Annotated in this window: 13 protein-coding genes; 9 read left to right on the top strand and 4 right to left on the bottom strand. The window is 65.4% G+C overall.

Features of this window, described 5'->3' with window-relative positions; all coding sequences use genetic code 11:
* Positions 1–5: 5 nt before the first annotated feature.
* Genes rpsM through rplQ form a run of 5 tightly spaced genes read left to right on the top strand, consistent with a single transcriptional unit; the run spans position 6 to position 2,848 of the window.
* Positions 6–368 carry a 30S ribosomal protein S13 gene (gene rpsM / locus AC3QLZ_RS08555; RefSeq protein WP_014235456.1) on the top strand — a complete coding sequence of 121 codons (363 nt, stop codon included), beginning with the start codon at positions 6–8 and terminating at the stop codon, positions 366–368.
* An 11-nt stretch (positions 369–379) separates the two neighbouring features.
* Complete coding sequence (rpsK, locus tag AC3QLZ_RS08550; protein WP_014235455.1) at positions 380–769, top strand: 30S ribosomal protein S11; 390 nt, start codon at positions 380–382, stop codon at positions 767–769.
* A 10-nt stretch (positions 770–779) separates the two neighbouring features.
* Entirely contained in the window at positions 780–1,409 is a 630-nt protein-coding gene (gene rpsD, locus AC3QLZ_RS08545) for a 30S ribosomal protein S4 (protein WP_014235454.1), read from the top strand.
* Between the two features lie 37 nt (positions 1,410–1,446).
* Positions 1,447–2,421 (top strand): DNA-directed RNA polymerase subunit alpha, encoded by a 975-nt coding sequence (locus AC3QLZ_RS08540; RefSeq protein ID WP_014235453.1) that lies wholly within the window; start codon positions 1,447–1,449, stop codon positions 2,419–2,421.
* A 28-nt stretch (positions 2,422–2,449) separates the two neighbouring features.
* Positions 2,450–2,848 (top strand): 50S ribosomal protein L17, encoded by a 399-nt coding sequence (gene rplQ / locus AC3QLZ_RS08535; protein WP_014235452.1) that lies wholly within the window; start codon positions 2,450–2,452, stop codon positions 2,846–2,848.
* Between the two features lie 94 nt (positions 2,849–2,942).
* Here rplQ and AC3QLZ_RS08530 read toward each other — a convergent pair whose 3' ends face one another.
* The 4 genes from AC3QLZ_RS08530 to AC3QLZ_RS08515 are packed head-to-tail and all read right to left on the bottom strand — an operon-like array spanning position 2,943 to position 9,955.
* Entirely contained in the window at positions 2,943–4,481 is a 1,539-nt protein-coding gene (locus AC3QLZ_RS08530) for a SpoIIE family protein phosphatase (protein ID WP_014235451.1), read from the bottom strand.
* Complete coding sequence (locus tag AC3QLZ_RS08525; RefSeq protein ID WP_014235450.1) at positions 4,478–5,371, bottom strand: ATP-binding response regulator; 894 nt, start codon at positions 5,369–5,371, stop codon at positions 4,478–4,480. The genes AC3QLZ_RS08530 and AC3QLZ_RS08525 overlap by 4 nt, the downstream gene beginning before the upstream one ends.
* On the bottom strand, positions 5,368–8,076 hold the full coding sequence (locus AC3QLZ_RS08520) for a CHASE domain-containing sensor histidine kinase (RefSeq protein ID WP_014235449.1): 2,709 nt from the start codon (positions 8,074–8,076) through the stop codon (positions 5,368–5,370). The genes AC3QLZ_RS08525 and AC3QLZ_RS08520 overlap by 4 nt, the downstream gene beginning before the upstream one ends.
* Before the next feature lie 49 nt (positions 8,077–8,125).
* Positions 8,126–9,955 (bottom strand): ABCB family ABC transporter ATP-binding protein/permease, encoded by a 1,830-nt coding sequence (locus AC3QLZ_RS08515; protein ID WP_014235448.1) that lies wholly within the window; start codon positions 9,953–9,955, stop codon positions 8,126–8,128.
* 282 nt (positions 9,956–10,237) lie between these two features.
* Between AC3QLZ_RS08515 and AC3QLZ_RS08510 the strand changes: the two genes are divergently transcribed.
* The 4 genes from AC3QLZ_RS08510 to AC3QLZ_RS08495 all read left to right on the top strand — a co-directional run bounded on the left by AC3QLZ_RS08510 (position 10,238) and on the right by AC3QLZ_RS08495 (position 15,712).
* Entirely contained in the window at positions 10,238–10,936 is a 699-nt protein-coding gene (locus AC3QLZ_RS08510; protein WP_130459229.1) for a TetR/AcrR family transcriptional regulator, read from the top strand.
* Between the two features lie 86 nt (positions 10,937–11,022).
* Positions 11,023–13,359 (top strand): acyl-CoA dehydrogenase, encoded by a 2,337-nt coding sequence (locus AC3QLZ_RS08505; protein ID WP_014235446.1) that lies wholly within the window; start codon positions 11,023–11,025, stop codon positions 13,357–13,359.
* Positions 13,360–13,461: 102 nt separating this feature from the next.
* Positions 13,462–14,760, top strand: a complete 1,299-nt coding sequence (locus AC3QLZ_RS08500) for an acetyl-CoA C-acetyltransferase (protein ID WP_014235445.1) — start codon at positions 13,462–13,464, stop codon at positions 14,758–14,760.
* Between the two features lie 7 nt (positions 14,761–14,767).
* Positions 14,768–15,712 (top strand): DegV family protein, encoded by a 945-nt coding sequence (locus AC3QLZ_RS08495; protein WP_014235444.1) that lies wholly within the window; start codon positions 14,768–14,770, stop codon positions 15,710–15,712.
* Positions 15,713–15,724: the final 12 nt, after the last annotated feature.

The raw sequence follows: 15,724 nt of genomic DNA, 5'->3' as shown, positions 1-15,724 counted from the left end.
ACTTAATGGCCCGTATCGCTGGGGTAAATATTCCCAACCACAAACACGCTGAGATCGCGTTGACCGCGATTTTCGGCGTTGGTCGCACCCGCGCACAGAAGATCTGTGACGCAGCGGGTGTCGTTCGTTCGACCAAGGTGAAGGACCTGTCCGACGCCGAGATGGAACGCCTGCGTGATGAAGTTGGTAAGTTCACTGTCGAGGGTGACCTCCGCCGTGAAGTGACCATGAGCATCAAGCGTCTGATGGACCTTGGCTGCTATCGTGGCCTGCGTCACCGCAAGGGTCTGCCCGTGCGTGGTCAGCGTACCCGCACCAACGCGCGTACCCGCAAGGGCCCGCGCAAGGCTGTCCAAAAGGGCAAATAAGAGGATAGGAAATGGCTAAGACTGCTGCCAAAGTACGTAAAAAGGTCAAGAAGAACGTGGCCGAGGGCATTGCCCATATTCACGCCTCGTTCAACAACACCATCATCACCATCACCGACCGTCAAGGTAATGCCCTGTCTTGGGCAACCTCCGGTGGTGCTGGCTTCAAGGGCTCTCGCAAGTCCACTCCGTTTGCCGCTCAGGTGGCAGCCGAGGCTGCCGGCAAGGCTGCTCAAGAGTGTGGCGTGAAGAATCTGGAAGTGCGCATCAAGGGACCCGGCCCCGGCCGCGAATCCGCCGTGCGCGCCCTGAACGCCCTGGGTATGAAGATCACCGCAATCTCCGACGTGACGCCTGTGCCGCATAACGGCTGCCGTCCGCCGAAGAAGCGTCGCATTTAAGGAGTGACTCGTGGCTCGTAACCTCGATCCGAAATGCCGTCAGTGCCGCCGCGAAGGCGAAAAGCTCTTCCTCAAAGGCGAGAAGTGCTACACCGACAAGTGCTCTGTTGAGCGCCGTGCCTACGCCCCCGGTCAGCATGGTCAGAAGTCTGGCCAGCGCCTGTCCGACTACGGCGTGCATCTGCGTGAAAAGCAGAAGATCCGTCGCATCTACGGCGTGCTGGAAGGCCAATTCCGTAGCGTGTACAAAGAAGCCGACCGTCGTAAGGGCGTGACCGGCGAAAACCTGCTGCAACTGCTGGAGTCCCGTCTGGATTCCGTGGCCTATCGCATGGGCTTCGGCGCTTCCCGCTCCGAATCCCGCCAGATCGTCCGTCACAACGGCGTGCTGGTGAATGGCAAGCGTGTGAACATCCCCTCCTACCAAGTTCGCCCCGGCGACGTGGTGGAGCTGACCGAGCGCTCCCGTGGTTCCCTGCGTGTGAAGGCTGCCCTGGCGGCTGCCGAATCCCGCGGCTTCCCCGAGTGGCTGGATGTGGACGCGAAGAATGGCAAGGGCACCTTCAAGGCTGCTCCGATCCGTTCCGAACTGCCTTCCACCATCAACGAAAGCCTGGTCATCGAACTTTATTCGAAGTAATGCCAGGCAGGCTGACTGAACAGGCAAAGGACAGCACATGCAAAGCACTGGACTTCTGAAACCGCGCATCATCGATGTGCAGAGCCTGTCGCCGGTACAGGCCCGGGTTGTGATGGAGCCGTTTGAACGCGGCTACGGTCACACCCTGGGCAATGCCCTGCGGCGTATTCTGCTTTCCTCGATGCCCGGCTACGCGCCGACCGACGTGAGCATCGACGGCGTCCTGCACGAGTACTCGACCATCGATGGCGTGCAGGAAGATGTCGTTGATATCCTTCTGAATCTGAAGGGTATCGTTTTCAAGCTCCACGGTCGCGACGAAGTCGTGCTGAAGCTCAGTAAGGACGGCGAGGGCATTGTCCGCGCCTCCGATATTGAGACCACCCACGACGTCGAGATCATCAACCCCGATCACGTGATCGCCCACATCTCCTCCGGCGGCAAGCTGTCCATGGAGATCAAGGTGGAAAAGGGCCGCGGCTATGTCCCCGGTACCATGCGCAATCTGGGTGATACCAAGAATATCGGCCAACTGGTGCTGGATGCTTCTTTCAGCCCGGTCCGTCGTGTCAGCTATCTGGTTGAAAGCGCTCGCGTCGAGCAGCGTACCGACCTGGACAAGCTGGTCATGGACATCGAGACCAACGGTGTTATCGAGCCCGAGGAAGCGATCCGCACTGCGGCCCGCATCCTGATGGAGCAACTGTCTGTGTTCGCCGACCTGGAAGGCACTGCCCCCATGGTCGAGGCCCAGAAGCCGGTGCAGGTGGATCCGATCCTGCTGCGCCCGGTGGATGACCTGGAACTGACGGTGCGCTCCGCCAACTGCCTCAAGGCCGAGAACATCTATTACATCGGTGATCTGATTCAGCGGACCGAGAACGAGCTGCTGAAGACCCCGAACCTGGGTCGCAAGTCGCTGAATGAAATCAAGGAAGTGTTGGCCGCCCGCGGCCTGACTCTGGGCATGAAGCTGGAAAACTGGCCGCCCGCGGGTCTGGAAAAAGTCTAACGCGGCCCGAACGAGAGAGGATTAGAAAATGCGTCACCGTAACGGTCTTCGCAAGCTGAACCGGACCAGCGCCCACCGTCTGGCCATGCTGCGCAACATGAGCAATTCCCTGCTCAAGCACGAAGTGATCAAGACCACCCTGCCCAAGGCCAAGGAACTGCGCCGCGTGGTGGAACCGATCATCACCCTGGGCAAGAAGCCCAGCCTGGCTAACCGCCGTCTGGCCTTCGACCGCCTGCGCGACCGCGATATGGTCGTCAAGGTCTTCGACGTCCTGGGTCCCCGGTTTGCCACCCGCAACGGCGGCTACCTGCGCATCCTGAAGTGCGGCTTCCGTCAGGGCGACAACGCCCCGATGGCTCTGGTCGAACTGCTGGATCGCCCGGAAGGCGAAGCTGTGGAAGTTGCCGAGGAAGCTGCAGCCTAAGGCTGAAGTCTCCCAAGAAAAAAGCCAGGCGCTTGCCTGGCTTTTTTTTCGTCCTGCGTTTGCCGCAGGGCCGACACTTTGCCTCCGTGTTGCGTCAGCAATCCAGGAGCAAAACGGAAATGTCGTCCTGGGCAGGGCTGCCGGCCAGGTGTTCGGCCAATGCCTGTTGCAGGGCGGTTAGCCGTTGTTCGGGGGGCACGCCCCGCAGGATTTCGCGCAAGCCGGCGTGGCCAAGTTGGGCACCGTTCTTCCCCTCCGCTTCCTTAAAGCCGTCGGAATAGAGCATCAGCTGATGCCCTGGTGTGCACGGGAAGGTGTCAATGCTTGCCTCAAATTCATCTGTGCCGAGGATGCCGAATGGCAGGTGGCGGGAGGCGAAGGTCCGGACGACTTCCCCGTCGCCGTCCAACAACAACGATTCCGGCATGCCTCCACACCAGGCCTGGCCGGTGCCGGTGGCTGGATCAAGGAGAACCACGTTGGCCGCCACAAAGTGGCCGGTGGGCAGGGATGCCTTCAGGTGCCGGTTCATCTCCCCTACCATGCTTTCCAGGGGCAGGCCCCGATTCGCCATGCCATAGAAGACGGTGAGAAGGGGCAGGGTGCTGATGGCCGCCGTCAGGCCATGGCCCGTCGCATCTGCCAGCAGGGCTACCAGAGAACCATCCGGGGTGCGGGTGGCGGCAACCACGTCGCCGCTAAAGTTCTTGGCGGCGCTGAGCCAGTAGTGCACATGGCTATCCTGCAATCCCGGGCGCAGCATCTGCTTGTCCAGCAGGCGGGCGGCCAACTGGTTTTCCTCTTCTGCTTGATCGTAGTACTGCTGCAGGGCCGCCGCATTCTCCATCAGCTTCATTTCGGCATTCTTGCGTTCGGTCACGTCCCGCAGCAGGCCGATGAAAATGCGCTGGGAACCGTCGCGGATTTCCGTGACCGCCAGCTCGGCGGGGAAGACAGTGCCGTCCTTGCGCAGGGCGGGGCGTTCGCGCCCGTAACCGAAGACATTGGGCGGACCGCCTTCCACGTAGGCCCGCATGTAGTCGTTGTGGCGCGAGTGATAGGGCTCGGGCATCAGCACATTGACGTTCTGGCCCCGCAGTTCCTCCGGGCGCCAGCCGAGAATCCGTTCGGTGGCCTGGTTGCAGGAGAGGATGCGGCCGTGGACGTCGATGGTGACGATGGCATCGAGGACGTTGTCGGAAATGGCCTTCAACTGCCGATAGGACTCCCGCGCCTGGCGTTGCAGGTCCAGGGCCTTGTGCATGGAGCGGATGCGGGCATCGAGCAGGGCAAAATCCAGGGGCTTGGCGAGGAAGTCGTCGCCGCCAGCCTCCAGGCCCGCCACAAGATTCTCGCGCCGGTCCAGGGCCGAGAGGAAAATGATGGGCACCCAGCGATCCAGCTTTTCTGCCCGGATACGCCGTGCCACCTCCATGCCGTCGAGGACAGGCATCATGATGTCGAGCAGCAGCAGGTCGGGCTGGTGGCGGTGGAACAGATCCAGGGCCTGCTGGCCGTCCTCGGCTGCGATCACCTGGTGTCCCTGGCGTCCCAGCAGGGCCAGCAGAATCTGGCGGATGCTGGGGGAGTCGTCGGCCACCAGAATGCGCAGGGGCGGGCTCTTGCGCGTCACGGGAGCGTCTCGCCGATGGTGGCCAGGACCACGTTGCCCTTGCCCTGGTACTGCAGGTCCTGGAAGCTGCCCAGGCGGGCCATGGCAATGCCGCGGCCGTTGGGGTCGAAGGCCCGGGCCGGATCGAAATCCAGGTAGCGGTTCCAGTCGAAGCCCTCGCCCTGGTCGGTGATGCAGATGCGGATGGTGCTCCCGTCCCGTTCGAAAGTGACATCCACCCGCTTGCCTGCATTCTCCGGCAATTGCAGGCGGCGGCTGATTTCCTCCTGCCAGCGGTCACTGCGTTTTAGGGATGATTTCTCCTCATAGGAAATGCCCAGGTTGCCGTGCTCGATGGCATTGACCAGCAACTCGGACAGTCCGAGGACGGCCCCTTCCGGTTCGGGACAGGCCTGGGCCAGGAAGACGGCCAGGCAGCCGACTTCGTCCAGGGTGGACAGGCTGAAACGGGCTGACTCCATCAGGCGCAGGGCATTGGTGTGCTCGCGCAGGCGCTGTTGCAGATCGCGGCGGGTGTTGCCGTCGGTGAGAGCGGCGCGCACGATTGAGATCAGGGAGTCCCGCTCATAGGGCTTGGTCAGGTAGTACAGGGCGCCGGCCAGCAGTCCTTCCCGCACCTGTTCTGGGGCGGAGGCGGCAGTCTGCATGATGACCGGAATGGGCTTCAGTTCCGGGTCGGCCTTGATGCGCTTGAGCAACTCGACGCCATCGATGCCGGGCATCATGCGGTCGAGCAGCACCAGATCCACGTCCGGGTGCTGCCTCAGCATGGCCCAGGCCACCTCGCCGTTCTCCGCCATGCTCAGGCGGTAGCCCTGGCCGTCGAAATACTCGGACAGGATTTCCAGGTTGAGGGGCTCGTCGTCCACTATCAGCAGGTGATGGGTCATGCTCTATCCTCGATGGAGGGGCTGGCTTCCGGGGTCGGCAGGGTCACGGCGAGGCAGGTGCCGGGGCCGTCGTTGCCTCTGGCCACAATGGTACCGCGATGGGCCAGGGCGATTTCGCGACATATTGCCAGCCCGAGGCCGGTGCCGCCGGCGCCGGTCTTGGTTTTGCTGCTCTGGGCGAACTTGTCGAAGACCAGCTCCCGTTCGTCCACCGGAATGCCGACCCCTTCGTCGCGCACCGTCATCTCCACGGCGCTGCGATTGCCCCGGTCGCCGCTGCGGCGGCCCGAAGAGAGCGTGGTGGGGGCAAAGCCCACCTGGATGACGCCGCCCACGGGGGAGAACTTGATGGCGTTGGAGAGCAGGTTGCGGATCAGCTGGCCGAAGCGCAGGGGGTCGCAGTAAACCTCTGCCGGCCCCCGTTCGTCGAGCACCAGATGCAGGCTCTTCTCCTGCAGCAGGGACTCCATTTCGCCGGCGGCCTCCCGGATCAGGGGGCGCAGATTCACCGGCCTCGGCTCGAAAGACATCTTGCCCGCCTCCAGCTTGGACAGGTCGAGCAGGTCGTTCACCAGGGCCAGAAGCCGCTCCCCGCTTTCCCGGATGCGCTGGAAATAGTGGTTGAGCTTTTCCGCCCCCGGAATGCTGCCGGCCCGACTCAGGCCCAGGCCGGCAAAGCTGAGGATGGCGTGCATCGGGGTGCGCAGCTCATGGGACATGTTGGCGAGGAACTCGGACTTGGTGTGGTTGGCATACTCCGCCGCCTCCTTGGCCACCAGCAGGTCGGCGCTGCGCTCGCTGACCAGCTCCTGCAGATGGTCCCGGTGTCGGCGCAACTCGGCCTCCGCCGTCTTCAGGGCGGTAATGTCCACGGCCACGCCGAGGAAGCCGGTGACGTTGTGGGCTTCATCGTAGACGGCCGTCACCACCAGGCTCACCGTCAGGTGGCTGCCGTCCTGGCGCACATAGGTCCACTCGCGCCGCTCCGCTCCGGTGAGGCGGGCCCGGGTGACGAAGACCTCGAAGCCCTGGATCTTCCAGCCGAATTCCCGGCTCAGTTCGGCAGCCCTGGCCTCCACCTCCTCCGGCAGGTGCAGGATGGCGGGGGTGGCCTGGCCGACCATGGCCGCAGCGCTGTAGCCGAGCATCTTCTCCGCCCCCCGGTTGAACACCGTGATCAGACCTTCGGTGTCGGTGGTGATGATGGAGACTTCGGTGGCCGAGTCGAACACCGACTTCATGCGGGCGTTGGCCTGCAGCAGGGCCTGCTGGGTGCGGCGCACCTCGGAGACGTTGCGCACCACCATCAGGTAGCCGCCTTCGCCGATGGCCGTGATGCGGGCCTCGTACTCGCCGATCTCGCCGTCGTGGCGGGGCAGCTGGTACTCCATGATCTGCAGGCGCACGCCGGCATCGATCCGGTCGCAGCACTGCTCCAGCTGCGTTACCAGGGAGGCCGGCAGGATGTCCCGGGGATGGCGGCCGAGGAAGCTGTGGGGCGGCACGAACAGCTCGCCTTCGTTGGGGGCGTGATAGTGGCGGAAGCAGCGGTCCCGGTCCAGCTCGAACATGAGGTCGGGCAGGGCGGCGAAGACGCCGGTGAGGCGGCTGTTGGCCTCTGCCCATTCGTGGCTGAGGCGGCGGGCCAGCTGTTCGGCGAAGCTGCGCCGGCTGCCCAGACGCAGGGTCAGGAGGGCCAGCAGCATGCTGATGGCGGTGCCGGAAAAAAGCAGGATGCGGGAACTGGGCAGCTCGGGGCCCTGCTCCGGCGGGTCCTGGCTTTCCAGGTGCAGCTGCCAGGAACGGCCGCCGAAGTAGAAGCTGCGCTCCTCGGACAGGGGGTTGCTGGGGCCGCTGCCGCTGGCACCGTAGAGGTGCTTGATCTGGCTGCTGCCGCCGCTGTCGTCGCTGATGCGGATATTGAGTTGGGCGCTGCCGCTGAGGCTGAGGCTGTCGACGAATTCATCCACCCGGAACAGGGTGAAGACATAGCCCTGCAGTGCCTGCCGCCGCTGCTCCTGGATGGTCGGCACGCCGTTGGTGCTGTACAGGGGAGCGACCATGAGCAGGCTGGGGGAAGCATGTTCCGGGTCCGCCATCAGGCGGATGGGGCCGGACATGGCCACCACGCCCATGTCCCGGGCGGCCTGCAGCACCTCCCGGCGGGTCGGTTCGGAGGCCACGTCGAAGCCGAAGGCGCTGCGCAGGGGCGCCTCCGGCGCCATGAAGGCCACCGGGTAGTATTCATCCCGGGGCCCGGGGGGGCGCACCGAAAAACCGGTGACGCCTTCCCGCTCCCGCATGCGCTGGGTGAAGGCCGGCAAGTCGGCTGCCGCCACCCGGGGCAGGTAGCCCAGCACCAGCATGCCCGGCACCTTGCGCGACAGTTCCAGCTGTTCGCTGAACTGGTGCCAGGCCTGGTGGGATGGATTGGGGGTGGCGTGGAGGAAGCCGGAGCCGCCGCGCAGCACCTGGGCGTAGTCGTTGAGCCGTTCCTCCATCGCCGCGGAGACCCGGGAGGCTTCCCGGGAGAAGGCGGCGCTGGCCTGCTGCTGTTCCATGTGGCGCAGCTGTTGCCAGCTGAACAGGGTCATGGCCATGGGCACCACCAGCACCACCAGGGCGGTGAGCCGCGGCGGCAGGGGCTGGCGCCGCAGCCGGCGGCGGGCGCGGGAGGGCAGGCTGGGGTGGGCGGATCTGGACATGGTCAGGCGGCCGCCGTCATCGCCGCCGGTGCCGGCACGGTAAGGCGCATCAGGCCGGCTCCAGGCTGGGGGCGTCGTCTGCCAGGGCGGCGCCCAGTTCTTCCTGCTGCTGCAGGGCCCACATCTGTGCGTAGGCGCCGCCGGCGGCCAGCAGCTCGGCGTGGCGGCCCCGTTCGACGATGCGGCCGGCCTCCAGCACCAGGATTTCGTCCGCCTCCATCACGGTGGACAGGCGGTGGGCGATGATGAGGGTGGTGCGGCCCCGGGCCGCCAGCTCCAGCTGGGCCTGGATGGCCTTCTCGGTCTTGGAGTCCAGGGCCGAGGTGGCCTCGTCGAAAATGAGGATGGGCGGGTTCTTCAGCAGGGCCCGGGCGATGGCCACCCGCTGCTTCTCGCCGCCGGAAAGCTTGAGGCCCCGTTCGCCCACCCGGCTTTCCCACTTCTCCGGCAGGGATTCGACGAAGGCTTCCAGCTGGGCGGCCCGGGCGGCGGCAATGGCTTCCTCCCGGGTGGCGCCGGGGCGGCCGTACTGGATGTTGTAGATGAGGGTGTCGTTGAACAGCACCGTGTCCTGGGGGACGATGCCGATGGCGCTGCGCAGGCTGTCCTGGGTCATCTGGCGCAGGTCCAGGCCGTTGATGCGGATGGCGCCGCCGCTGACGTCGTAGAAGCGGTAGAGCAGGCGTGACAGGGTGGACTTGCCGGCGCCGGAGTGGCCCACCACCGCCAGGGTGTGGCCCGAGGGAATGGTGAAGGAGAGGTCGTGCAGGATCGGGCGGGCCGCATCGTAGGCGAAATCCACCGCCTCGAAGCGCACCTCCGCCGGGCCCGGGGGCAGGGCGATGGCGTCCGGGGCGTCGGCCACTTCCCGGTTTTCGCCGAGCAGCTTGAACATGCGCTCGATGTCGGTGAGGGCCTGGCGGATTTCCCGGTACACCACGCCGAGGAAGTTGAGGGGCATGTACAGCTGGATGAGGAAGGCATTGACCAGCACCAGGTCGCCGATGGTCATGGTGCCGGCCACCACGCCGGCGGTGGCGCGCCACATCATCAGGGTGACGCCGGCGGCGATGATGGCCTGCTGCCCCAGATTGAGGAAGGAGAGGGTGACCTGGCTGCGGGTGGCGGCATCCTCCCACTGCTGCATCTGGCTGTCGTAGCGCCTGGCCTCGTAGTCCTCGTTGTTGAAGTACTTCACCGTCTCGTAGTTGAGCAGGCTGTCGATGGCCCGGGAGTTGGCGGCCGAGTCCATTTCATTGACGGCGCGGCGGATGCCGATGCGCCAGTTGCTCACCTGCACGGTGAACACGATGTAGGCCACCAGGGAGGCGGCGGTGATGGCGGCGAAGACCCAGTCGTAGTGGGTCAGCAGGATGCCCAGCACCAGGCCCAGCTCCACCAGGGTGGGCAGGATGGAATAGAGGGTGTAGCTGATCAGGCTGGAGATGGAGCGGGAGCCCCGCTCGATGTCTCGGGAGACGCCGCCGGTCTGGCGGTCCAGGTGGAAACGCAGGGACAGGGAGTGCAGGTGGCGGAACACCTCCAGGGCGATGCGCCGCACCGCCCGCTGGGTGACCCGGGCGAAGAGCATTTCCCGCAGCTCGGTGAACAGGGCGGTGCCGAAGCGCAGGCCGCCGTAGAGCAGGAGCAGCAGCACCGGCAGGGCCAGGGCCGTCTCCTGGGGCGACAGGCTGTCGATCATCTGCTTGAACACCAGGGGCACGGCGACGCTGGCCAGCTTGGCGCTGACCAGGGCGATCAGGGCGGCGGAAACCCGCCACTTGTACTGCCACAGGTAGGGAAACAGGGTGCGGATGGTGGGCCAGGCATGGACTTCGCCGGCAGGGCGGGGCAGGTGGGCAGAGGATGAGCGGCGCATGGCCCAATTCTAGCAGGGGGCCGCCGCCGGGCCCCGGCACTTGTGCGGGATTTCCTGGCAGCGGGACGGGCAGGGGTGTGGTAGCGCAATGGCGCGGGCCCGGGAGGCAGAAGGGGCGGGCCTGCTGGCCTGCCGTGCCTGGAAAGTGCCGTCCCTATTGGCTTTCGGGCCGGTGCCGGTGGCTGTGTAAAGACGTCTTGAAAAAACTTTACCGAATCTATTGCACTTCATTTTTTTTAAACATATGATTCAAACACTCGTTTGAATTTAGCTCGCCCCAACATGACCCAAGCTGCCCAGTCCCTGCCGCCCGCCGATGCCAAGAACAGCGCCGATACCCGGGAGCGCATTCTTGACGCCGCCGAACACCTGTTCACCGAGAACGGGTTCGAAGGGACCTCCATGCGCATGATCACCGGCGCCGCCGGGGTCAATCTGGCCGCGGTGAATTACCACTTCGGCTCCAAGGAACAGCTGATCCAGGAAGTGTTCCGCCGCCGTCTCACCTGGCTCAACCAGGAGCGCCTGCGCATCCTCGACGAGCTGGAGGCCGAAGCCGCCGGCAAGCCCCTCAAGCCGTCCCTGATCGTCGATGCCTTCTTCGGCACCCTGATCCGCATGGCCGAGCACGAGGCCCTGGGCGGGCGCACCTTCCTGCGCCTGATCGGCCGCACCATGACCGAACCCTCCGGTTTCATCCGCGCCTTCTTCGCCGAGGAATACGCCGGAGTGGTGGACCGTTACAAGCAGGCCCTGTTCAAGGCCCTGCCGGATGTGCCCAAGGCGGAAATCGTCTGGCGCTTCCATTTCATGCTCGGCGCCACGTCCTACGCCATCGCCGGTACGGACGCCCTGCGCATCGTCACCGACTGGGGCATCGAGCCCCAGGAGGCGGACGAGGGGTTGGACAAGCTGCTGCCCCGGCTCATGTCCTTCCTCCTCGGCGGCCTGCGTGCCCAGTTGCCCCAGTTCGAAAGCTGAAGTTGCAAACCTTGTAGTAACCACGGAATAACAACTCGAAGAGCCGACACAGATTGGCCGCGAGACCATAAAAGGAGACAGCATCCATGAGCATCATCCCTCTGTTGAGTGTGGCAACACTCTTGACGTTAGCCGTGCTGATCAGTGTCCGTCCTCTGCGTCGGGCCCTGATCAGCCGGCCTCTTTTCTCCATTTACAAGCGCATCCTGCCCCAGATGTCCGACACGGAGCGGGAGGCGCTGGAAGCCGGCAGCGTCTGGTGGGAGGGCGAGCTGTTCCGCGGCAAGCCCGACTGGCAGAAGCTGATGGCCTATCCCCAGCCCAAGCTGACGGCCGAAGAACAGGCCTTCATGGACAACGAGGTCGATCAGGCCTGCGCCATGACCGACGACTGGAAGGTCTCCCACGAGCTGTATGATCTGCCGCCCGACGTGTGGCAGTACATCAAGGACAAGGGCTTCCTCGGCATGATCATCCCGAAGAAGTACGGCGGCCTGGAATTCTCCGCCTACGCCCATTCCCAGGTGGTGACCAAACTGTCCACCCGTTCCTCCGCCCTGGCCGTGTCCGTCATGGTGCCCAACTCCCTCGGCCCGGCCGAGCTGCTGCTGCACTACGGCACCGACGAGCAGAAGAACCACTACCTGCCCCGCCTGGCCAAGGGCATCGACGTGCCCGCCTTCGCCCTCACCAGCCCCTGGGCCGGTTCCGATGCGGCCTCCATCCCCGACTACGGCGTGGTCTGCAAGGGCATGTGGCAGGGCCAGGAAGTGCTGGGCATGAAGGTCACCTGGGACAAGCGCTACATCACCCTGGGCCCGGTGTGCACCGTGCTCGGCCTGGCCTTCCGTCTCTACGATCCCCAGGGCCTGCTGGGCGACAAGAAGGATATCGGCATCACCTGCGCCCTGGTCCCCAACGACCACCCCGGCGTGGAAATCGGCACCCGCCACTTCCCCCTGAACGCCGCCTTCCACAACGGTCCGACCCGGGGCAAGGAAGTCTTCATGCCTCTGGAGTTCATCATCGGCGGCCCCAAGATGGCCGGCCAGGGCTGGCGCATGCTGATGGAGTGCCTGGCTGCCGGCCGCTCCATCTCCCTGCCGTCCTCCAACACCGGCATGGCCAAGCTCACCGCCCGCGCCGTCGGCGCCTACGCCCGGGTCCGCAGCCAGTTCAAGATGGCCGTGGGCAAGTTCGAAGGCGTGGAAGAGGCCCTTACCCGCATCGGCGCCTACACCTACATGATGGACGCCGCCCGGGTCATGACCGCCGGCGCCGTCGATCTGGGCGAGAAGCCTTCCGTGGTCTCCGCCATCGCCAAGTACCACGTCACCGAACGGGCCCGCAAGGTGGTCAATGACGGCATGGACGTGATCGGCGGCAAGGGCATCTGCCTCGGCCCCTCCAACTTCCTCGGCCGCGCCTACCAGCAGATTCCCATCGGCATCACCGTGGAAGGCGCCAACATCCTCACCCGCAGCCTGATCATCTTCGGCCAGGGCGCCATCCGCTGCCATCCCTTCGTGCTGGCCGAAATGCAGGCCGCCCAGAAGAACGACCTGGTCGGCTTCGACAAGGCCCTGTTCGGCCACATGGGCTTCTCCATCGGCAACGGCGTGCGCGCCCTGCTGCTGGGCCTGACCGGTGCCCGCTTCGCCGGCGTCGGTGCCGACGTGGCGCCGGAGACCCGCCGCTACTACCAGCAGTTGACCCGCTTCTCCTCTGCCTTCGCCTTCCTTTCCGACGTCTCCATGCTGGTCCTGGGCGGCGGTCTGAAGCGCAAGGAGAAGATCTCCGCCCGTCTCGGCGACATCCTGGCCCAGATGTACCTGATCTCCGCCACCTTGAAGCGCTACGAGGCGGAAGGCCGGCAGCAGGCCGATGCAGCCCTCATGCACTGGTCGGTGCAGGATTCCCTGGTGCAGGCCCAGGAAGCCTTTGACGGCGTCCTCGCCAACTACCCGAGCCCGCTGGTGGGCTGGTTCCTGAAGAAGGTCATCTTCCCCTTCGGCCGTCCCCATGTGGTGCCCTCCGACGACATCGGCCATCAGGTGGCCAAGGCCCTGATCTCTCCCAGCGCCACCCGGGAGCGCCTCACCGCCGGCTGCTTCGTCGCCAAGACGGAAGCGGATGCCGTGGGCGCCATCGAGCTGGCCCTGGCCGCCACCCTGGAAGCCGAGCCCATCGAGGCCAAGATCCGGGAAGCGGAGAAGAGCGGCAAGTTCGACGGCAACCCCCTCGCCAACGTACGCGACGTGGCCTTGGCCGCCTACGAGGCCGGCGTCCTCTCTGCCGCCGAGTACGCAGTGATCAAGCGGCGCAACGAGCTGCGGGACATCGTCATCCGTGTGGATGACTTTGCCCCCGACTTCGGTGTGGCCACGGCCCTCAACAAGCCGGAAGTGCGCAAGGCGGCCTGAACCGCCCTGCCAGCAGGACCCACGATCCCGGGGCGCCCCTTGTGGGTGACCCCGGGACGATTACAAGCAGAAACGTAAAAGACAAAACCAAAGGAGAGAGACATGGCCCAGCAGCAAGCATTTGAGCCGGTCTACGTGGTGGATGGGGCACGCACCCCGTTCCTCAAGGCGAAGAACGGGCCCGGCCCGTTCTCGGCCGCCGATCTTGCCGTGCAGGCCGGGCGGGCCCTTCTGGCCCGCCAGCCCTTCGCCCCGGAGGATCTGGACGAGGTGGTGCTGGGCTGTGCCAGCCCCAGCCCGGACGAGGTGAATATCGGCCGGGTGGCAGCCCTGCGCCTGGGCTGCGGCAACAAGGTGACGGGCTGGACGGTGATGCGCAACTGCGCCTCCGGCATGCAGGCCCTGGATTCGGCCATGGCCAACATCCAGTCCGGCCGTTCCGAACTGGTCCTGGCCGGCGGCGTGGATGCCCTGTCCCGGGCGCCCCTGCTCTACAACGACGCCATGGTGCTGTGGTTCGCCGGCATGATGCAGATGAAGACCCTGGGCCAGAAGGCCGGGCACTTCCTCAAGCTGCGCCCCAGCGTGCTGCTCAATCCGGTGATCGGCCTGATGAAGGGCCTGACCGACCCGGTGGTGGGCCTCTTGATGGGCCAGACGGCGGAAAACCTGGCCTGGCGCTTCGGCATCAGCCGGGAAGAGATGGATGCCTTTTCCGTGCGCTCCCATCAGCGGGTCATGGCCGGCCGGGCCAAGCAGGCCTTCGGCGAGATCGTGCCCCTGGTGGGCAACGACGGCACCGTCTATGCCGAGGACGATGGCGTGCGGGTCGATGCCAGCATGGACGGGATGAAGAAGCTCAAGCCCTTCTTCGACAAGAAATACGGCCGGGTCACTCCGGCCAACAGTTCCCAGATCACCGACGGCGGCGCCTGGCTGCTGCTGGCTTCCGAAAGTGCCGTCAAGCGCTGGAAGCTCGAGCCCCTGGGCCGCATCGTGGACGCCCAGTGGGCCGGCCTCGATCCTTCCCAGATGGGCCTGGGCCCGGTGCATGCGGTGACCCCCATCCTGCAGCGTCACGGCCTGGGGCTCAACGATGTGGACCTGATGGAAATCAACGAGGCCTTCGCTGCCCAGGTGCTGGGCTGCCTCAAGGCCTGGGAAGACGATGCCTACTGCCGCGAGGAACTGGGCCTGCCCGGCGCCCTGGGCAGCCTGGACCAGGACAAGCTCAACGTGGATGGCGGCGCCGTGGCCCAGGGCCATCCGGTGGGCGCCTCCGGCGCCCGCATCGTGCTGCACCTGTTGCATGCCCTGAAAGCCCGGGGCGGCAAGCGGGGCGTCGCCAGCATCTGCATCGGCGGCGGCCAGGGCGGTGCCATGCTGGTGGAAACCTGCTGAGGCCGCCATGCGCATCGGCATCATTGTCGATTCCTGCTGCGACCTGCCCCGGCAGTTCCTCGACGAGCACGAGATCGTGGTCCTGCCCATCTCCCTGCGCATCGGCGGCGCGGTGATCCAGGACCGGCGCGACCCGGACGAGACTCATCGCTTTTACGCCACCCATGTGGACCGGCGCAGCGAGGATTTTGCCGAGTCCTTCCCCTACAGCCCGGCCCAGATCGAGCAGGTGTTCCTGGACAAGATGGTGATCGACTACGACTACGTCTTCGTCCTCACCATCACCAGCGAGCGCAGCCCCATCTACGACCATGCCATGCAGGCCTCGCGCACCGTCCTCACGAAGTACAAGGACCCGCGCCGGGAAATCGGCAAGCCGGGCCGCTTTGGCCTGTGCGTGCTCTCCAGTCGCAACCTGTTCACCGGCCAGGCCGTGCTGGCGGCGGAAGCGGTGCGCCTGATCCGTCTCGGCGGCACGCCCAGCGAAATCGGCACCCGCCTGCGCCAGCTGGTGGACCACATCCACACCTACCTGGTGCCGGCGGACCTCTTCCACATCTACAAGCGGGCTGCCAAGAAGGGCGACAGCAGCATCAACTGGGGCACCTACAAGCTCGGCCAGATGCTGGACATGAAGCCCATCCTGCACTGCAACCGGGACGTCACCCGCTCCATCGCCAAGGTGCGCGGCTTCGAGGCCGGCGTGCAGCGCCTCTTCGCCAATGCGGCGCGGCAGGTGCGGGCCGGCCTGGAGTCGCCCCATGTCTGCATCAGCTACGGCGGCGATCCGGCCACCGTGCCCGGCCTGCCCGGCTATGCCGACCTGGCGGCGGCGGTGCAGGAGAAGGGCGCCGAGATCCTGATTTCCATGATGAGCAACACCGCCGCGGTCAACGTGGGCACGGGGGCAGTCTCCCTGGCCTTTGCCGCCGGTAGCCATACCTTTCACTGAAGGTAGACCATG

This window comes from Azospira sp. MPR-LB4 (genome assembly GCF_058809525.1).
The sequence above is the reverse complement of the archived record's forward strand: the minus strand, read 5'-3'. Positions and strand labels throughout refer to the sequence as shown.

Excerpts from the sequence above, each read along its gene's own strand:
- AC3QLZ_RS08515 (WP_014235448.1), bottom strand. The coding sequence starts at position 9,955 with ATGCGCCGCTCATCCTCTGCCCACCTGCCCCGCCCTGCCGGCGAAGTC.
- AC3QLZ_RS08505 (WP_014235446.1), top strand. The coding sequence starts at position 11,023 with ATGAGCATCATCCCTCTGTTGAGTGTGGCAACACTCTTGACGTTAGCC.
- rpsM (WP_014235456.1), top strand. The coding sequence starts at position 6 with ATGGCCCGTATCGCTGGGGTAAATATTCCCAACCACAAACACGCTGAG.
- AC3QLZ_RS08495 (WP_014235444.1), top strand. The coding sequence starts at position 14,768 with ATGCGCATCGGCATCATTGTCGATTCCTGCTGCGACCTGCCCCGGCAG.
- AC3QLZ_RS08510 (WP_130459229.1), top strand. The coding sequence starts at position 10,238 with ATGACCCAAGCTGCCCAGTCCCTGCCGCCCGCCGATGCCAAGAACAGC.
- rpsK (WP_014235455.1), top strand. The coding sequence starts at position 380 with ATGGCTAAGACTGCTGCCAAAGTACGTAAAAAGGTCAAGAAGAACGTG.
- AC3QLZ_RS08525 (WP_014235450.1), bottom strand. The coding sequence starts at position 5,371 with ATGACCCATCACCTGCTGATAGTGGACGACGAGCCCCTCAACCTGGAA.
- AC3QLZ_RS08520 (WP_014235449.1), bottom strand. The coding sequence starts at position 8,076 with ATGTCCAGATCCGCCCACCCCAGCCTGCCCTCCCGCGCCCGCCGCCGG.
- AC3QLZ_RS08540 (WP_014235453.1), top strand. The coding sequence starts at position 1,447 with ATGCAAAGCACTGGACTTCTGAAACCGCGCATCATCGATGTGCAGAGC.
- rplQ (WP_014235452.1), top strand. The coding sequence starts at position 2,450 with ATGCGTCACCGTAACGGTCTTCGCAAGCTGAACCGGACCAGCGCCCAC.
- AC3QLZ_RS08500 (WP_014235445.1), top strand. The coding sequence starts at position 13,462 with ATGGCCCAGCAGCAAGCATTTGAGCCGGTCTACGTGGTGGATGGGGCA.